This window comes from Burkholderia sp. Se-20373 (genome assembly GCF_017104705.1).
GTDB lineage: Bacteria > Pseudomonadota > Gammaproteobacteria > Burkholderiales > Burkholderiaceae > Burkholderia.
In genome coordinates this window covers 1-15316 of record NZ_JAAGPH010000047.1, presented here as the reverse complement: position 1 = coordinate 15316, position 15316 = coordinate 1, and the positions used below count along the sequence as shown (strand labels likewise).

Annotated in this window: 16 protein-coding genes; 3 read left to right on the top strand and 13 right to left on the bottom strand. The window is 65.8% G+C overall.

What is annotated here, in order from left to right; translation table 11 throughout:
* Positions 1-7: 7 nt before the first annotated feature.
* The 7 genes from G3N96_RS17360 to rpe form a co-directional block, all read right to left on the bottom strand.
* The gene (locus tag G3N96_RS17360; protein WP_089439136.1) at positions 8-634 is read right to left on the bottom strand and encodes a CYTH domain-containing protein; all 627 of its coding nucleotides are present in this window, start codon (positions 632-634) and stop codon (positions 8-10) included.
* The gene (gene trpC, locus G3N96_RS17355; RefSeq protein ID WP_206137940.1) at positions 634-1419 is read right to left on the bottom strand and encodes an indole-3-glycerol phosphate synthase TrpC; all 786 of its coding nucleotides are present in this window, start codon (positions 1417-1419) and stop codon (positions 634-636) included. The genes G3N96_RS17360 and trpC overlap by 1 nt, the downstream gene beginning before the upstream one ends.
* Positions 1420-1448: 29 nt before the next feature.
* The gene (gene trpD, locus G3N96_RS17350; protein ID WP_043191545.1) at positions 1449-2480 is read right to left on the bottom strand and encodes an anthranilate phosphoribosyltransferase; all 1032 of its coding nucleotides are present in this window, start codon (positions 2478-2480) and stop codon (positions 1449-1451) included.
* A 13-nt stretch (positions 2481-2493) separates the two neighbouring features.
* Positions 2494-3084, bottom strand: coding sequence for an aminodeoxychorismate/anthranilate synthase component II (locus tag G3N96_RS17345; RefSeq protein WP_011350816.1), 591 nt, complete (start codon positions 3082-3084; stop codon positions 2494-2496).
* A 13-nt stretch (positions 3085-3097) separates the two neighbouring features.
* Complete coding sequence (gene trpE / locus G3N96_RS17340; protein ID WP_039362349.1) at positions 3098-4591, bottom strand: anthranilate synthase component I; 1494 nt, start codon at positions 4589-4591, stop codon at positions 3098-3100.
* A 357-nt stretch (positions 4592-4948) separates the two neighbouring features.
* Positions 4949-5713: a phosphoglycolate phosphatase gene (locus G3N96_RS17335; RefSeq protein WP_206137939.1), complete on the bottom strand. Its 765-nt coding sequence runs from the start codon at positions 5711-5713 to the stop codon at positions 4949-4951.
* A 4-nt stretch (positions 5714-5717) separates the two neighbouring features.
* Positions 5718-6404: a ribulose-phosphate 3-epimerase gene (rpe, locus tag G3N96_RS17330; protein ID WP_011883156.1), complete on the bottom strand. Its 687-nt coding sequence runs from the start codon at positions 6402-6404 to the stop codon at positions 5718-5720.
* Between the two features lie 178 nt (positions 6405-6582).
* On the opposite strand from rpe, the gene apaG reads away from it, so the two are divergent.
* On the top strand, positions 6583-6957 hold the full coding sequence (gene apaG / locus G3N96_RS17325; RefSeq protein WP_011350820.1) for a Co2+/Mg2+ efflux protein ApaG: 375 nt from the start codon (positions 6583-6585) through the stop codon (positions 6955-6957).
* A gap of 22 nt (positions 6958-6979) precedes the next feature.
* Here the strand turns inward: apaG and G3N96_RS39710 are convergent, their stop codons facing one another.
* Entirely contained in the window at positions 6980-7111 is a 132-nt protein-coding gene (locus tag G3N96_RS39710; RefSeq protein ID WP_256940834.1) for a hypothetical protein, read from the bottom strand.
* A gap of 28 nt (positions 7112-7139) precedes the next feature.
* Here G3N96_RS39710 and G3N96_RS17320 point away from each other — a divergent pair, with 28 nt between their 5' ends.
* Complete coding sequence (locus G3N96_RS17320; protein ID WP_241022690.1) at positions 7140-8264, top strand: MltA domain-containing protein; 1125 nt, start codon at positions 7140-7142, stop codon at positions 8262-8264.
* 283 nt (positions 8265-8547) lie between these two features.
* On the opposite strand, the gene paaK is transcribed toward G3N96_RS17320, so the two are convergent.
* The 5 genes from paaK to paaN all read right to left on the bottom strand — a co-directional run bounded on the left by paaK (position 8548) and on the right by paaN (position 14172).
* Complete coding sequence (paaK, locus tag G3N96_RS17315; protein WP_206137937.1) at positions 8548-9846, bottom strand: phenylacetate--CoA ligase PaaK; 1299 nt, start codon at positions 9844-9846, stop codon at positions 8548-8550.
* A 38-nt stretch (positions 9847-9884) separates the two neighbouring features.
* On the bottom strand, positions 9885-10337 hold the full coding sequence (gene paaI, locus G3N96_RS17310) for a hydroxyphenylacetyl-CoA thioesterase PaaI (RefSeq protein ID WP_071335534.1): 453 nt from the start codon (positions 10335-10337) through the stop codon (positions 9885-9887).
* Between the two features lies 1 nt (position 10338).
* Complete coding sequence (gene paaG, locus G3N96_RS17305; RefSeq protein ID WP_124584712.1) at positions 10339-11130, bottom strand: 2-(1,2-epoxy-1,2-dihydrophenyl)acetyl-CoA isomerase PaaG; 792 nt, start codon at positions 11128-11130, stop codon at positions 10339-10341.
* 45 nt (positions 11131-11175) lie between these two features.
* Positions 11176-12378, bottom strand: a complete 1203-nt coding sequence (gene pcaF, locus G3N96_RS17300) for a 3-oxoadipyl-CoA thiolase (RefSeq protein ID WP_206137936.1) — start codon at positions 12376-12378, stop codon at positions 11176-11178.
* An 87-nt stretch (positions 12379-12465) separates the two neighbouring features.
* The gene (paaN, locus tag G3N96_RS17295; RefSeq protein WP_124584716.1) at positions 12466-14172 is read right to left on the bottom strand and encodes a phenylacetic acid degradation protein PaaN; all 1707 of its coding nucleotides are present in this window, start codon (positions 14170-14172) and stop codon (positions 12466-12468) included.
* 129 nt (positions 14173-14301) lie between these two features.
* On the opposite strand from paaN, the gene G3N96_RS17290 reads away from it, so the two are divergent.
* The gene (locus G3N96_RS17290) at positions 14302-15078 is read left to right on the top strand and encodes an enoyl-CoA hydratase (protein WP_069247041.1); all 777 of its coding nucleotides are present in this window, start codon (positions 14302-14304) and stop codon (positions 15076-15078) included.
* The last annotated feature ends 238 nt before the right edge of the window (positions 15079-15316 follow it).

Here is a 15316-nt window from a genome sequence, read left to right as displayed (position 1 = left end):
ATGCGGGTTATTGCGCGCGCAGCCGGTAGCCGCGCTGCGCCTTGCTGATGTTTTCGGGAACGAGGCCCGGCAGCGCTTGCTGCAATTCGGCGGCGAGCGTTGCGAGCGCCGCCTCCGGGCCGTCGATCAGTTCGAGTTCGATTTCGCTGATCGGTTCGCGGCGCGTTTCGTGTTCCGCCTGGACGACGATCTCGCCGAGGTCCACCGCGGCTTCGACGGTTGCGCCGCCGATTGCGATGCGCCACAGCGTACGCGAAAAATCCGTGCGGAACAGCGCCGACAGCGTGCCGGCCGCGTCATTCAGCGCGGCGGCGGCTTCCGGCACGTCGCAGGCCGCGACGAGCGCGTCGATCTCGAGCGCGTCGCCGGCGACCGGCAGCTCCCACTCGTGGCGGCGATGCAGGCCGCCTTCCGCGCTGCCGACCGTCTTGAACGTCTGCAGCCAGCCTTGCGGCGTGCGGCGCACGCGCACCGCGCTCTTCGAGCGGGCCAGCGCGAGATCGGGCGTATCGTAATAGACGTTTGCGAGCGTGATGTCGCGACCGGGTTCGCCGGTCAGCGTCTCGAAGAAGCGTCGCGCGGCGTCGGCCTGGCCGGCCGGCAGCGCGAGCTTGATTTCCTTTTCGATCGCCATCAGAAGAACATCCGTGCGAGTTCCTCGCCCGGCTGCTCGGCGCGCATGAACGCCTCGCCGACGAGGAACGTGTTCACGTTCGCCGCACGCATCGTGTCGACGTCGGTGCGCGACAGGATGCCCGATTCGGTCACGACGATGCGGTCCGCCGGAATCATGTCGAGCATGTCGAGCGTGGTCTGGATCGACGTCTCGAACGTGCGCAGGTTGCGGTTGTTGATGCCGAGCAGCGGCGTCTTGAGCGTCAGCGCCTGTTCCATCTCGTTGCGGTCGTGTACTTCGACCAGCACCGCGAGGCCGAGCGAGTGCGCATACGCTTCGAGATCCTGCATCAGCGGCGTGTCGAGCGCGGCGGCGATCAGCAGGATCGCGTCGGCACCCATCGCGCGCGCTTCGATGATCTGATACGCGTCGACGATGAAGTCCTTGCGCAGCACCGGCAGTTCGCAGGCCGCGCGCGCTTGTTCGAGATAGCGGGCGCTGCCCTGGAAGAACTGCTCGTCGGTCAGCACCGACAGGCACGCGGCGCCGTGCGCTGCATACGAACGCGCGATGTCGGCCGGCACGAAATGCTCGCGCAGCACGCCCTTCGACGGGCTGGCCTTCTTGATTTCGGAAATCACGGCCGCGTGGCCGGCCGCATGCTTCGCGCGCAATGCGCCGACGAAGTCGCGCAGGTCGCGCGCGGACGCTTCCAGTTTCAGTGCCTCGAGCGGCGCGCTGCGCATGGCCGCCGCGACTTCTTCGCGCTTGACGCCGATGATTCGGTCGAGAATGTCGCTCATGTGGATTCCTGCTTGATTCGTAGAGGGAGTCAGCGCTTGAACTGCTGCGTGAAGCGCACGAGTTCGTCGACTTTCGCGCGGGCCTTGCCGCTCGCGATCGCTTCGCGGGCCAGCTGGATGCCGTCCGCGATCGACTCGGCGACGTTCGCCGCATAGAGCGCGGTGCCGGCGTTCAGCGTGACGATCTCGCGTGCGACGCCCGGCTGGTTGTCCAACGCGCCGAGCAGCATCGTGCGCGATTCGTCGGCATTTTCCACCTTCAGCGTGCGGTTCGACACCATCTGCAGGCCGAAGTCTTCCGGATGGATCTCGTATTCGTGCACCTTGCCGTCGCGCAGCTCACCGACGAGCGTTGCCGCGCCGAGCGATACCTCGTCCATCCCGTCCTTGCCGTACACGACCAGCACGTGCTGCGCGCCCAGGCGCTGCATCACGCGCACCTGGATGCCGACGAGGTCGGGGTGGAACACGCCCATCAACTGGTTCGGCGCGCCGGCCGGATTGGTGAGCGGGCCGAGGATGTTGAAGATCGTGCGCACGCCGAGCTCGCGGCGCACGGCCGCGATGTTCTTCATCGCCGGGTGATGGTTCGGCGCGAACATGAAGCCCATGCCCGTTTCGGCGATCGACGCGGCTACCTGGTCGGACTGCAGGTCGATGTTCACGCCGAGCGCCTCGAGCACGTCGGCGCTGCCGGACTTGCTCGATACGCCGCGGTTGCCGTGCTTCGCAACTTTCGCGCCGGCCGCGGCCGTGACGAACATCGATGCGGTCGAGATGTTGAACGTGTGCGAGCCGTCGCCGCCGGTGCCGACGATGTCGACGAAGTTCGAGTTGTCCTGCACCTCGACATGGTTCGCGAATTCGCGCATCACGGTCGCGGCGGCGGCGATCTCGCCGATCGTCTCCTTCTTCACACGCAGCCCGGTAATGATTGCGGCCGCCATCACGGGCGACATGTCGCCGCGCATGATGAGCCGCATCAGGTGCAGCATCTCGTCGTGGAAGATTTCGCGGTGTTCGATCGTGCGCTGCAGCGCTTCCTGCGGGGTAATCGTCATCGTGAGGCTCCCGTCAGGCGGCTTGCGCGGCCGCGGCGCGGGCCTGTTTCAGGAAATTCTCGAGCAGTGCGTGACCATGCTCGGACAGGATCGATTCCGGGTGGAACTGCACGCCTTCGATCGGCAGCGTCTTGTGGCGCACGCCCATGATTTCGCCGTCGTCGGTCCAGGCGGACACCTCGAGGCAGTCGGGCAGCGATTCGCGCTCGATCGCGAGCGAGTGATAGCGCGTGACGTCGAAGTGCTTCGGCAGGTCGGCGAATACACCACTGCAGTCGGTTTCGATCTTGCTCACCTTGCCGTGCATGATGGTCTTCGCGCGCACGACGCGGCCGCCGAAGGCTTCGCCGATCGCCTGATGGCCGAGGCACACGCCGAGGATCGGCTTCTTGCCCGCGAATTCCTTCAGCACGTCGAGCGTGATGCCCGCGTGCTGCGGGTTGCTCGGGCCGGGCGACAGGCAGATCGCGTCGGGATTCAGGCTCGCGATTTCGTCGAGCGTGATTTCGTCGTTGCGGTAGGTGCGCACGTCCTCGCCGAGTTCGCCGAAGTACTGGACCAGGTTGTAGGTAAACGAGTCGTAGTTGTCGATCATGAGCAGCATGGTCAGTCTCCGGTCAGAAGTCGCTATCGAGGCCGTCCTGGACCTGTTCGGCCGCACGCAGCACCGCGCGCGCCTTGTTTTCGGTCTCTTGCCATTCGGATTCGGGCACCGAATCCGCGACGACGCCGGCCGCCGCTTGCACGTACAGGTTGCCGTTGTGGATCAGGCCCGTGCGGATCGCGATCGCGAGATCCATCTCGCCCGAGAACGACAGGTAGCCGACGGCGCCGCCGTACAGCCCGCGCTTGACCGGCTCGAGTTCGTCGATCAGTTCCATCGCACGGACCTTCGGCGCGCCGGACAGCGTGCCGGCCGGGAACGTCGCCCGCAGCACGTCGTAGTTCGTCATGCCGGGCTTCAGCTTGCCTTCGACCGAGCTGACGATGTGCTGCACGTGCGAGTATTTCTCGATGACCATCTGGTCGGTCACGTGCACCGAGCCGATTTCCGCGATGCGGCCGACGTCGTTGCGCGCGAGGTCGATCAGCATCACGTGCTCGGCGATCTCCTTCGGATCGTTGAGCAGCTCGGTCGCGAGTTCCGCGTCGCGCTCGGGCGTGTTGCCGCGCGGTCGCGTGCCGGCGAGCGGGCGGATCGTGACGATCTGGTCTTCGCCGCGCTTTTCCTGGCGCACGAGGATTTCCGGCGACGCGCCGACCACGTGGAAATCGCCGAAGTTGTAGTAGTACATGTACGGCGACGGATTCAGCGAACGCAGCGCGCGATACAGCGACAGCGGATTGTCGCGGTACGGCTTCGTCAGGCGTTGGCCGACCTGGATCTGCATCAGCTCGCCGGCCGCGATGTATTCCTTCGCCTGGCGCACGGCGGCCAGATAGTCGTCCTTCTTGAACTCGCGGAACGTCTCGGTGCGCACGCTCGCCGACGTAACGGGCGGCTGCACGGTCGTGCGCAGGCGCTGCTTCAGTTCGCGCAGGCGCTGTTTCGCCTTCGTATAGGCTTCGGCCTGGCTCGGGTCCGCGTAGATGATCAGGTACAGCTTGCCGGCGAGGTTGTCGATGACCGCGACTTCCTCGGTCAGCAGCAACTGGATGTCGGGCAGGCCGAGATCGTCGCGCGGTGCGGTGTTCGCGAGCTTCTTCTCGATGTAGCGCACCGCGTCGTAGCCGAAGTAGCCGGCGAGACCGCCGCAGAAGCGCGGCAGGCCCGGGCGCTGCGCGACCTTGAAGCGCGCCTGGAACGATTCGATGAACTGGAACGGATCGCCGTCATGCGTCTCGACGACCTGGCCGTCGCGCACGACTTCCGACACGCCGTTGCGGGTCCGCACGAGCGTACGGGCGGGCAGGCCGATGAACGAATAGCGGCCGAAGCGTTCGCCGCCGACCACCGATTCGAGCAGGAACGAGTTGGCGCCCGAGCGTTCGGGCTGGGCCAGCTTCAGGTAGAGAGACAGCGGTGTTTCGAGATCGGCGAGGGCTTCCGCGATCAGCGGGATGCGGTTGTAGCCTTCGTTCGCGAGCGATTGAAATTCGAGTTCGGTCATGTTCCGGTCCTGTTCGGGACGAGCGGCGCGTGCGCCAGGGATCACTTGACGCTGCGCGGGTTGCCGTCGGCGAAAGGGCGGTCGATCGAGAAGTGCCTGTTGCCGGCCGGCACTCCGGGCGTGAACGTCGCGAGCCTGCGGCCGCACCTGAACGCAAGCGTTCGGACGCGGTAGAACTCGAGGTGGTGCGACGATCGGCGCGCGGATGCGCAGCGAGATAAAAAACGGCGCTGAAGACGTGCTTCAGCGTACCTCATCGAAGAGGTTAGCGCGACCAGCGACGCCAGGGCCAGGCTCCCCGGTCGATGCTGCTCAGACTCCGTTTTTTATTCAGAAACATGCAGATGGAAGAAATAATCAGAGGGTTGGCCGGCCGGCGTTGTGCGCGGAGATCGCGCGAGCTGCGACCAGCAACGAGTCGACTATACCATCCGAATTTATCGTTTGTATAGCTTTGCCATGGTTGTAGCCGTACGGCACAGTCAGCGTCGCCATCCCGGCCGCGCGGCCGGCCAGCGCGTCGTTTTCCGAGTCGCCGATCGCGACTGCCGCATCCGGTGCGACGCCGAGCGCGTTGCAGGCCGTCAGCATCGGCAGCGGATCCGGCTTCTTGCGCGCGACGCTGTCGCCGCCGAGCACGATGCCGAAGCAATCGGCCAACTCGTATTGCTCGAGCAACTCGACCGCGAAGCGATGCGGCTTGTTCGTCACGCACGCGAGCCGGATGCCGGCTGCGCGCAGCGCGTCGAGACCGGCGGCCGCGTCCGGGTAGAGGCGTGCGTGGCGGCCGTTGATCTTCGCGTACTCGGTCTGGTAGATCGCCAGCGCGTCGTCGAAGCGCGCGTGCGCTTCGACGGCCGCGAAGCGCGGCTTCAGCACGCTCTGTATCAGGTGTTCGGAGCCCTTGCCGACGTAGCCGATCACCTCGTCGCGCGACGTGGCCGGCGCGCCGAGTTGCGCGAGCATCCCGTTCAGGCCGGCCGTGAAATCGTCGGCCGTATCGACCATGGTGCCGTCGAGATCGATCAGCGCCGCGTCGATGCGCGACGTGGCGAAGCGGATCGGAGCGGCTTGCGGCGTGGCCCCGGCCGGTGCATGGCCGGCGAGCGACGAGTCGGCCACGGCGTCAGCTCCGCTCGACGGTAGCGAGCGCGGCACGCATCTCGTCGATCACCTTGCGGTAGTCGGGCTTGCCGAAGATCGCCGAACCCGCGACGAAGGTGTCGGCGCCGGCCGCCGCGATTTCCGCGATGTTGTCGGTCTTCACGCCGCCGTCGACCTCAAGCAGGATCTCGCGGCCGGTGCGCTCGGTGTACGCGTCGATGCGTGCGCGTGCTTCGCGCAGCTTGTTCAGCGTTTCCGGAATGAACGACTGGCCGCCGAAACCCGGGTTGACCGACATCAGCAGCACGAAGTCGAGGCGGTCCATCACGTGGTCGAGGTAGTTCAGCGGCGTGGCCGGGTTGAACACGAGGCCGGCCTTGCAGCCGTGGTCGCGGATCAGCGACAGCGTGCGGTCGATGTGATCGGAGCCTTCCGGGTGGAAGCTGATCAGGTTGGCACCGGCCTTCGCAAAATCGGGCACGATCCGGTCGACCGGGCGTACCATCAGGTGCACGTCGATCGGCACCTGCACGTGCGGGCGGATCGCTTCGCACACGAGCGGGCCGATGGTCAGGTTCGGCACGTAATGGTTGTCCATCACGTCGAAGTGGATCCAGTCGGCGCCGGCGGCGACCACGTTGCGGACTTCTTCGCCGAGCCGTGCGAAATCGGCCGACAGAATGCTGGGAGCGATGCGGAATTGGGTCATGGCAGGGGAGCGGGGACGTTGCGGCGCAAAACCGCCATTCTACCGTCCGGCGACCCGGTGCGCGGCGGCATGCCGTGCGGTCGAGGCCGGATTGCGCATAGAATGCCGAACCAATGCGGCGCGCCCGCGGCCCCGTTGCCCATGCCGGCACGGGCAGTCATCTTCCAGCGGAAACACCATGAGTCAGTATCAATTCACCGTTTCGGTGAAAACCAGCTACTTGCCGGAACAATCCGACCCCGATCGCCGTCAATACGCATTCGCGTACACGCTGACGATCCGCAACACGGGACAGGTTGCGGCACAGCTGATCGCGCGTCACTGGATCATCACGGATAGCGAGAACCACGTGCAGGAAGTGAAGGGGCTCGGCGTCGTCGGGCACCAGCCGCTGCTGCAGCCGGGCGAGCACTTCGAGTACACGAGCTGGGCCGTGATCGCGACACCGGTCGGCACGATGCGTGGCGCGTACTTCTGCGTGGCGGAGGACGGCGAGCGCTTCGAGGCGCCGGTCGACGAGTTCGCACTGCACATGCCGCGCACGCTGCATTGAGCGGGCGGAGTGCGTCAGGGTGTTAGCGCGGCTTGCGGGTGTGCTTCTTTCTGCCCGACGACGTCCACACGACGATGAAGATCAGCAGGGCGAGCGCGACGAAGGCTTCGAGCGCGAAGATGAGCATCGGATATTGGTCGAGAAAATCTGACATGGCGGTTTCCTTCAAGAACGGACATTGTATGTGGTTTGGGCCCCGGATGGCCGGGTGGGTTGCGGCTGCTGCCGCGGCGGCGCTGCTTGCGGCGTGCGGTGGCGCGCCGACGCGGCCGTCGTCACTGAAACCGCCGACCGGCGCGGCGATCGTGCCGGGTCAGGTTGCCGCGAAGCGGCTCACACCGGTCGCGTGGCAGCAGGTGCCGGGCTGGCAGGACGATTCGCTGCTCGGCGCAACCGCCGCGCTGCGACAGAACTGCGTGCGGCTCGCGCGCCAGCCGGCCTGGGCACGCGCTTGCGCGGCCGCCGACCGGCTCGACGAGCTCGACGTCAGCAGTGCACGCACGTTCTTCGAAACGTATTTCACGCCGTTCCAGCTTGCGAACACCGACGGTACGCTCGACGGGCTCGTGACCGGCTATTACGAGCCGCTGTTGCACGGTTCGCGCGTGCGTCGCGGTCCGTATCAGTACGCGCTCTACCGCTGGCCGGCCGGTTATCGCGCGGGCGCCGCGTTGCCGGCCCGCGCGCAGCTCGAACGCGCCGGCATCCTGAACGGCAACGAACTCGTGTGGGTCGACGACCCCATCGAAGCGTTCTTCCTGCAGGTGCAGGGCTCGGGGCGCGTGCTGCTCGACGACGGTTCGGTGATGCGGGTCGGCTTCGGCGGCACCAACAACCAGCCGTACCGCTCGATCGGCAAGTGGCTGCTCGATCGTGGCGAACTGACTCCCGCTCAGGCGACGATGCAGGGCATCAAGGCGTGGGCGAAGGCGAACCCGACCCGGGTCGACGCGTTGCTCGATACGAACCCGCGGTTCGTGTTCTTCCGCGACATGCCGACCAAGGAAGATGCACCGCACGGCGGCGCGGACGGCCCGATCGGCGCGTTGGGCGTGCCGCTGACGCCGGAGCGTTCGATCGCCGTCGACCCGTCGTCGATCCCGCTTGGCACGCCCGTGTTCCTGCAGACGACGCGCCCGCTGACGAATACGCCGATGAACCGGCTCGTGTTCGCGCAGGATACGGGCTCCGCGATCAAAGGCGGCGTGCGGGCTGACTATTTCTGGGGGCTCGGTGACGATGCAGGCGATCAGGCCGGGCGGATGAAGCAGGTCGGCCGGATGTGGCTGCTGTTCCCGAATTCGTGATGTGACGCGGCGCGGGTGGCTGGGGTTTCTCGGGTCACCGCCAATGCGGCAGACGCGGCATTCGTGGAAGCGGCGGCGTGCGTGGGGCACGTCGCTCTGATCGCGGGCGGACGTGCTGTGTCAGATTTCGTGATTCGTGATTCGTGATTCGTGATGCGCTTGTTGCGTCGGCGGATGCCCAAAGGGGTCCCGGAATGAAGCAGCCCGATCGGTGTTGGCCGATCGGGCTGCTTCATTTGCAGCCACGGATTCACCACGCGTCATTCACGCGCAGCGATTTTCGTCAGCCCTTGCGCTTGTCGACGACGCGTCGCGCCTTGCCGACCGACCGCTCGATCCCGTTCACTGGCAGCACGTTGATCACGGCAGTCACGCCGATCAGCGACTTGATGTCGTAGGCGAGCGCTTGTTTTGCCGCATGGATCGCCGTCGTATCGGGTGCTGTCTCGGGGCAAGGCTCGACATTGAGCGTCATCACGTCGAGCGGGCCTTCCTTCGTCAGCACGATCTGATAGTGCGGGGCGAGCGCGTGCTGCTTGAGCAACTGCTCCTCGATTTGCGTCGGGAACACGTTGACGCCGCGCACGATCATCATGTCGTCCGAGCGCCCGGTGATCTTCTCCATCCGCCGCATCGTGCGGGCAGTGCCGGGCAACAGCCGCGTGAGGTCGCGGGTCCGGTAGCGGACGATCGGCAGCGCCTCCTTCGTCAACGACGTGAACACGAGCTCGCCGAGTTCGCCGTCCGGAAGCACTTCGCCGGTTTCGGGATCGATGATTTCCGGATAGAAATGGTCTTCCCAGATGGTCGGACCGTCCTTGGTCTCGACGCATTCAGAGGCGACGCCGGGGCCCATCACTTCGGACAGCCCGTAAATGTCGACCGCATCGATGCCCATCCGCTGCTCGATCGCGACGCGCATGTCGTTAGTCCAGGGTTCCGCGCCGAAGATGCCGATGCGAAGCGAACTCTGCACGGGATCGAGACCCTGGCGCTCGATTTCGTCGGCGATCGACAGCATGTAGCTCGGCGTCACCATGATGATGTCGGGCCGGAAATCCTGGATCAGTTGCACTTGCTTCTCGGTCTGGCCGCCACCAAACGGGATCACGGTCAGCCCTGCGCGTTCGGCGCCGTAGTGCGCGCCAAGCCCGCCCGTGAACAAGCCATAGCCGTAGCTGACGTGCACCTTGTCGCCGCGGCGCGCACCAGCGGCGCGGATCGAGCGCGCGACGAGATTCGCCCATGTGTCGATGTCACCGGCCGTATAGCCGACGACCGTCGGCTTACCGGTCGTGCCCGACGACGCATGAATGCGCGAGATCTGGTCCTGCGGCACCGCGAACATCCCGAACGGGTAACTGTCGCGCAGGTCGCCCTTCGTCGTGAACGGGAAGCGCGACAGGTCGTCGAGCGTTTTCAGGTCGTCCGGGTGGACACCCGCGTCGTCGAACTTGCGACGATAGACGGGGGAGTGGTCATACGCATGCCGGAGCGACCACTTGAGGCGCTCGAGCTGCAGCGCGGTCAGCTCGTCGCGTGAGGCGGTCTCGATCGGCTCGAGCGGTAGCGGGGTAGTCATGCATGTCTCCAGTGTTTGTTATGTGCGAGCCGTCGACGTCAGCGGTCTTCCGGGATGACCGTGCCCTTGATCTGGGCGGATTTGCCGCGAAACATCGCGACGGTTTCGCCGGTCTGGTTCGTGACGCGGATGTCGTAGATGCCTTGGCGGCCGGCGCGCGCCTGCTCGATCGCCTCGGCCGTCAGCACGTCATCGCCGTGCACGGGGCGCAGGAATTCGATCGAGCAGCCGGCCGCGACGGTATTCACGTTGTACGAATTGCAGGCGAACGCGAACGTCGAATCGGCCAGCGTGAAGATGATCCCGCCATGGCAGGTCTGATGCCCGTTCAGGAATTCGGGCCGCACGCGCATTTGCAGGCGCGCGTAGCCGGCGCGGACTTCGGCAATTTCCATCCCGAACGCACGGCTGCATGCGTCGGCGTCGTACATGGCCCGCGCGGTGGCGCGGGCGAGCGCATCGGGGTCGAGCGTGGCAGTGGCGTTTGTCATGTCAACGCCCCTCGAAGCGTGGCGCGCGCTTCTCGATGAATGCCTTCACGCCTTCTGCGTAGTCGTGCGACTGGCCGAGCCTGCGCTGCAGGTCACGTTCCATGTCGAGTTGCTGGTCGAGCGTGTTCGTGACACTGGCACGCATCGATTGCTTGATCGATGCGATCGCGAGCGTCGGCTGCTGCGCGAGCTGGGTGGCGAGCTGGCGGGCTGACGCAGCGAGCGCGTCGTCGTCGACCGCGCGCCAGATCAAGCCCCATTGCTCGGCCTGTTCGGCGCCGAGCTTGTCGCCGGTCAGCGCGAGCCCCAGCGCGCGTGCCATGCCGACGCGTTGCGGCAGGAACCACGTGCCGCCCGAATCGGGCACGAGACCGATCTTGACGAAGGCCTGGATGAAGCTGCTCGAGCGGGCGGCGAACACGAGATCGCAGGCGAGCGCGAGGTTCGCACCGGCCCCGGCCGCCGTGCCGTTGACGGCGGCGATCACCGGAATCGGCAGACGCTGCAGGCGGCGGATCAGGGGATTGAAGTGCTCGTCGATCAGCGCGCCGAGATCGGTGGACGCGCCCGGCGTGAAGTCGAGATCGGCCAGGTCCTGGCCCGCGCAGAAGCCGCGTCCCGCACCTGTCAGGATCAGCGCGCGCGCGCCGGCCGCCTCGACATCACCGAGTGCCGACTGCAACTCGCGATGCATCGCCCGCGTAAAGCTGTTCAGCTTGTCGGGGCGGTTGAGGGTAATCGTGGCTACGTTCGAAGCCTGATCGATTTCCAACTGAATCGCCTGATAGGACATGCAGTGTCTCCTTCATGACTTCGTTATAGGCGCGCTGTGCGTCGGTTACACGCGTTCGATCGCGAGTGCGATGCCCTGGCCGACGCCGATGCACATCGTACAGAGCGCAAAGCGGCCGCCCGTACGCTCGAGTTGGTGGAGCGCCGTGGTCACGAGCCGGGCGCCCGATGCGCCGAGCGGATGTCCCAGCGCGATCGCACCGCCGTTCGGGTTCACGCGCGGATCGTCGTCGGCGACGCCGAGCATGCGCAGCACCGCGAGACCTTGCGACGCGAACGCCTCGTTCAGCTCGATCACGTCGAATTGATCGATGGTCATGCCGAGCTGGTGCAGCAGTTTTTGCGTGGCCGGCGCGGGGCCGATGCCCATCACGCGCGGCGCGACGCCGGCTGTCGCCATGCCGATGACGCGTGCTCGGCGGCGCAGGCCGTACTGGTCGGCTGCCTGCGTGTTGGCGAGCAGCAGCGCGCACGCGCCGTCGTTGACGCCCGAGGCGTTGCCGGCCGTCACCGAGCCGTCCGGGCGCACGACGCCCTTCAGCTTCGCGAGCGCTTCGAGCGACGTCTCGCGCGGATGCTCGTCGCGCGATACGACCAGCGGATCGCCTTTCTTCTGCGGAATCGTGACAGCAACGATTTCGTCGGCGAGCGTCCCGTCCTGCTGCGCACGCGCGGCCTTTTGCTGGCTGCGCAGCGCGAACAGGTCCTGGTCGGCGCGGCTGATGTTGTAGTCGACTGCGACGTTTTCGGCCGTCTCGGGCATCGAATCGACGCCATACAGCTGTTTCATCAGCGGATTGATGAAGCGCCAGCCGATCGTCGTGTCGAAGATGTCGGTCTGGCGTGCGAACGCGCTCGTGGCCTTGCCCATCACGAACGGCGCACGCGTCATGCTCTCGACGCCGCCCGCGATCATCAGGCGCGCCTCGCCCGCCTTGATCGCACGCGCGGCTGTGCCGACCGCGTCCATCCCGGAGCCGCACAGCCGGTTCAGCGTCGTGCCGGGCACGTCGGTCGGCAGGCCCGCGAGCAGCGCCGACATGCGCGCGACGTTGCGGTTGTCCTCGCCGGCCTGGTTCGCGCATCCGTAGATCACGTCGTCGATCGCCGTCCAGTCGACGTCACGGTTGCGCTCGATGAGCGCCTTGAGGGGCACCGCACCGAGGTCGTCGGCACGGACATCCTTCAGGGCGCCGCCGTAGCGGCCGATGGGGGTGCGAATCGCGTCGCAGATATAGGCGTCTGTCATGGGTGTATCGATTAGCAACGAACTCGCCGGGTAGCGAATTCGTTCATGGTAGAGAACGTGGCGGCGTTTGCACGTCGGCCATTCGGGTTATGCCGGTTGGCCGGCTTCCACGGGGGCTGCTTTCGGCGCAACATGGACACGGCTTTGCACTACGCGGAACCGGTTGGCGACGAACGCCGGGTCGGCCAGCGCCGCGTTGGCTGCCGGATTCGCGCCCGTGCCGTGGAAATCCGAGAACGCGGCAGACTGGTTCACGAACACACCGCCCGTCAGGTTGATCGACAGTGCGACGCCACCGCGCACCGCCGCATCGTGGGCGGCGTCGACGATCGCGTCGTCGGTGCTGTAGACGGAGAGGGTCAGCGCGCCATGTTCCGCCGCGATTTCGCCGGCAAGGTCGAGCGACTGCGCGGTCGAGTCGGTCGCGATCACGAACGAGATCGGGCCGAACCATTCCTGCGTGAATTTTTCGCGATCGGCCACGTCGAGTTGCAGCACGAGCGGCGTGCGCACGCGGGCATCAGGGAACGCAGGGTGCTGGAGGGTCAGGCTGTCGGCGAGCACGCGGCCGAGCTGGCGGGCGTCGTCGATGCGTGCGGTCACGCTTTCGTTCTGGATTGCGCCGATCAGTTCGACCGAGCGTGCCGGGTCGCCGGTGAGTTTTTGCACGGCCACGGCGATGGCCTGTGCGACCTCGTCGAAGCTCGCGTGGCCGTCCGCCGTCCGGATGCCGTCGCGCGGCACGTAGATGTTCTGCGGTGCCGTGCACATCTGGCCGGAGTACAGCGCCAGCGAAAACGCGATGTTCTTGGCGGCGGCTTTCAGGTCGTCGGTCGAGTCGATTACGATCTGGTTGACGCCAGCCTTCTCTGTGTAGACCTGTGCCTGATGGGCATGGCGTTCGAGCCACGTGCCGTTTTGCGTGCTGCCGGTGAAGTCGATCAGCTTGATCTCGGGGCGCAGCGCGAGATCCTGGACGAGTGCGCCGTCGTTGGGTTCGGTCGCGAGGAGCGTGACGACGTTCGGATCGAAACCGGCTTCGCGCAGCACGTCGCGAGCGATCCGGACGGTGATGGCGAGCGGCAGGATCGCGCCCGGATGCGGCTTGACGATCACGGTGTTGCCGGTTGCGAGATCGGCGAACAGGCCGGGATAGCCGTTCCAGGTCGGGAAGGTGCAGCAGCCGAGCACGAGCCCGGTGCCGCGCGGGACGATCGTGTAGCGCTTGTGCATCGCGAGCGGCGGGTTCTTGCCTTGCGGCTTTTCCCAGTGTGCGTCGGCCGGGATGCGGCGCAGTTCGTCCCATGCATAGGCGACTGCTTCGAGCGCACGATCTTGTGCGTGCGGGCCGCCGGCCTGGAACGCCATCATGAATGCCTGCCCCGTGGTGTGCATCACGCTGTAGGCGATTTCGAAGCTGGCGCGATTCAGGCGCGCGAGGATTTCGAGGCTGACGCCGATCCAGGCGCTCGGGCCGGCTTCGCGCCACGAACGCTGTGCTGCGGCAGCGGCAGCGATCAGCTCGTCGGGCGTCGACTTCGGATACCGGATCCCCAGTGCAATACCGTACGGCGAGCGCTCTGCGCCGACCGTTTCTCCGGACGCCGGCTGGTCGAGCGCGAACGTCTTGTCGAGGTGCGACTTGAACGCGGCTTCGCCATCTGCGTTCGCGCTTTCCCCGTACACTTTGGGGCTCGGCATTTCGGCGAACGGGCTCCAGTACCCGCGGCTCTCGATGGCGGCGAGTGCGTGTTTCAGCGTGTCTTCGTGCTTCGTGAACAGTGCATGGGTCATGGCGGCAGCCTGATGGACGTTGAGAGGGGTTGGATCGATTAATTAACCGACCGGTTGGTCGGAGAATGTTAGCATCAAACTATTCGCATGTGCGAGGCGTTTCTCATTTCATTGATCGAGGAGAAATAGATGGCTTACGAGAACATCCTGGTGGAGACCCGGGGGCGCGTTGGGCTGGTTACGCTGAACCGTCCGAAGGCGCTGAATGCGCTGAACGATGCGCTGATGGATGAACTGGGGGCCGCGCTGAAAGCGTTCGATGCGGACGATGGCATCGGCGCGATCGTCGTGACCGGGAGCGAGAAGGCGTTCGCGGCCGGCGCAGACATCGGCATGATGGCGACCTACTCCTATATGGATGTCTATCGGGGCGATTACATCACGCGCAACTGGGAGACGGTCCGCGAGATCCGCAAGCCGATCATTGCCGCGGTTTCGGGCTTTGCTCTGGGTGGTGGCTGCGAGCTGGCCATGATGTGCGACATCATTTTTGCAGCGGACACGGCCAAGTTCGGCCAACCGGAAATCAAGCTGGGTGTCATGCCGGGTGCGGGCGGCACGCAGCGTCTGCCGCGCGCGGTGTCGAAGGCGAAGGCGATGGATATGTGCCTGACGGCCCGTTTCATGGATGCAGCCGAAGCGGAGCGCGCGGGGCTCGTGTCTCGCGTGCTGCCGGCCGACACGCTGCTCGACGAGGCGCTTGCCGCTGCGGCGACGATCGCCGAGTTTTCGCTGCCGGCGGTCATGATGGTCAAGGAGTCGGTGAACCGTGCGTACGAGACGACGCTGGCCGAAGGCGTTCATTTCGAACGTCGGCTGTTCCATTCGCTGTTCGCGACCGAAGATCAGAAGGAGGGGATGGCGGCATTCGTCGAAAAACGGAAGCCGGTGTTCAAGCACCGCTGATCGTGCTGTCTGAGTAGGCGGCCGGAGGTTGGTCAGTATCGATTGCCGGCGTGATTGCCTGCCCCGCCAAGCCCGAAGCCCCCGCGCGCGGTAGCGCACGGGGGCTTTTTCAAAATATTTTCACAAAGGGGCTTGCGTAGACGGGGGCGGGTGCTTAGAATCACGCCTCTTTCGCGCTAACGGAAACGCGGCGCGGGAGAAGGGAAGCAGGGTTGATGGTGTGCTGGAGTCTGGAGCG

Excerpts from the sequence above, each read along its gene's own strand:
- pcaF (WP_206137936.1), bottom strand. The coding sequence starts at position 12,378 with ATGACAGACGCCTATATCTGCGACGCGATTCGCACCCCCATCGGCCGC.
- trpE (WP_039362349.1), bottom strand. The coding sequence starts at position 4,591 with ATGACCGAACTCGAATTTCAATCGCTCGCGAACGAAGGCTACAACCGC.
- paaG (WP_124584712.1), bottom strand. The coding sequence starts at position 11,130 with ATGTCCTATCAGGCGATTCAGTTGGAAATCGATCAGGCTTCGAACGTA.
- G3N96_RS17320 (WP_241022690.1), top strand. The coding sequence starts at position 7,140 with ATGTGGTTTGGGCCCCGGATGGCCGGGTGGGTTGCGGCTGCTGCCGCG.
- trpD (WP_043191545.1), bottom strand. The coding sequence starts at position 2,480 with ATGACGATTACCCCGCAGGAAGCGCTGCAGCGCACGATCGAACACCGC.
- apaG (WP_011350820.1), top strand. The coding sequence starts at position 6,583 with ATGAGTCAGTATCAATTCACCGTTTCGGTGAAAACCAGCTACTTGCCG.
- paaK (WP_206137937.1), bottom strand. The coding sequence starts at position 9,846 with ATGACTACCCCGCTACCGCTCGAGCCGATCGAGACCGCCTCACGCGAC.
- rpe (WP_011883156.1), bottom strand. The coding sequence starts at position 6,404 with ATGACCCAATTCCGCATCGCTCCCAGCATTCTGTCGGCCGATTTCGCA.
- trpC (WP_206137940.1), bottom strand. The coding sequence starts at position 1,419 with ATGAGCGACATTCTCGACCGAATCATCGGCGTCAAGCGCGAAGAAGTC.
- G3N96_RS39710 (WP_256940834.1), bottom strand. The coding sequence starts at position 7,111 with ATGTCAGATTTTCTCGACCAATATCCGATGCTCATCTTCGCGCTCGAA.
- paaI (WP_071335534.1), bottom strand. The coding sequence starts at position 10,337 with ATGACAAACGCCACTGCCACGCTCGACCCCGATGCGCTCGCCCGCGCC.
- G3N96_RS17360 (WP_089439136.1), bottom strand. The coding sequence starts at position 634 with ATGGCGATCGAAAAGGAAATCAAGCTCGCGCTGCCGGCCGGCCAGGCC.
- G3N96_RS17290 (WP_069247041.1), top strand. The coding sequence starts at position 14,302 with ATGGCTTACGAGAACATCCTGGTGGAGACCCGGGGGCGCGTTGGGCTG.
- G3N96_RS17345 (WP_011350816.1), bottom strand. The coding sequence starts at position 3,084 with ATGCTGCTCATGATCGACAACTACGACTCGTTTACCTACAACCTGGTC.
- paaN (WP_124584716.1), bottom strand. The coding sequence starts at position 14,172 with ATGACCCATGCACTGTTCACGAAGCACGAAGACACGCTGAAACACGCA.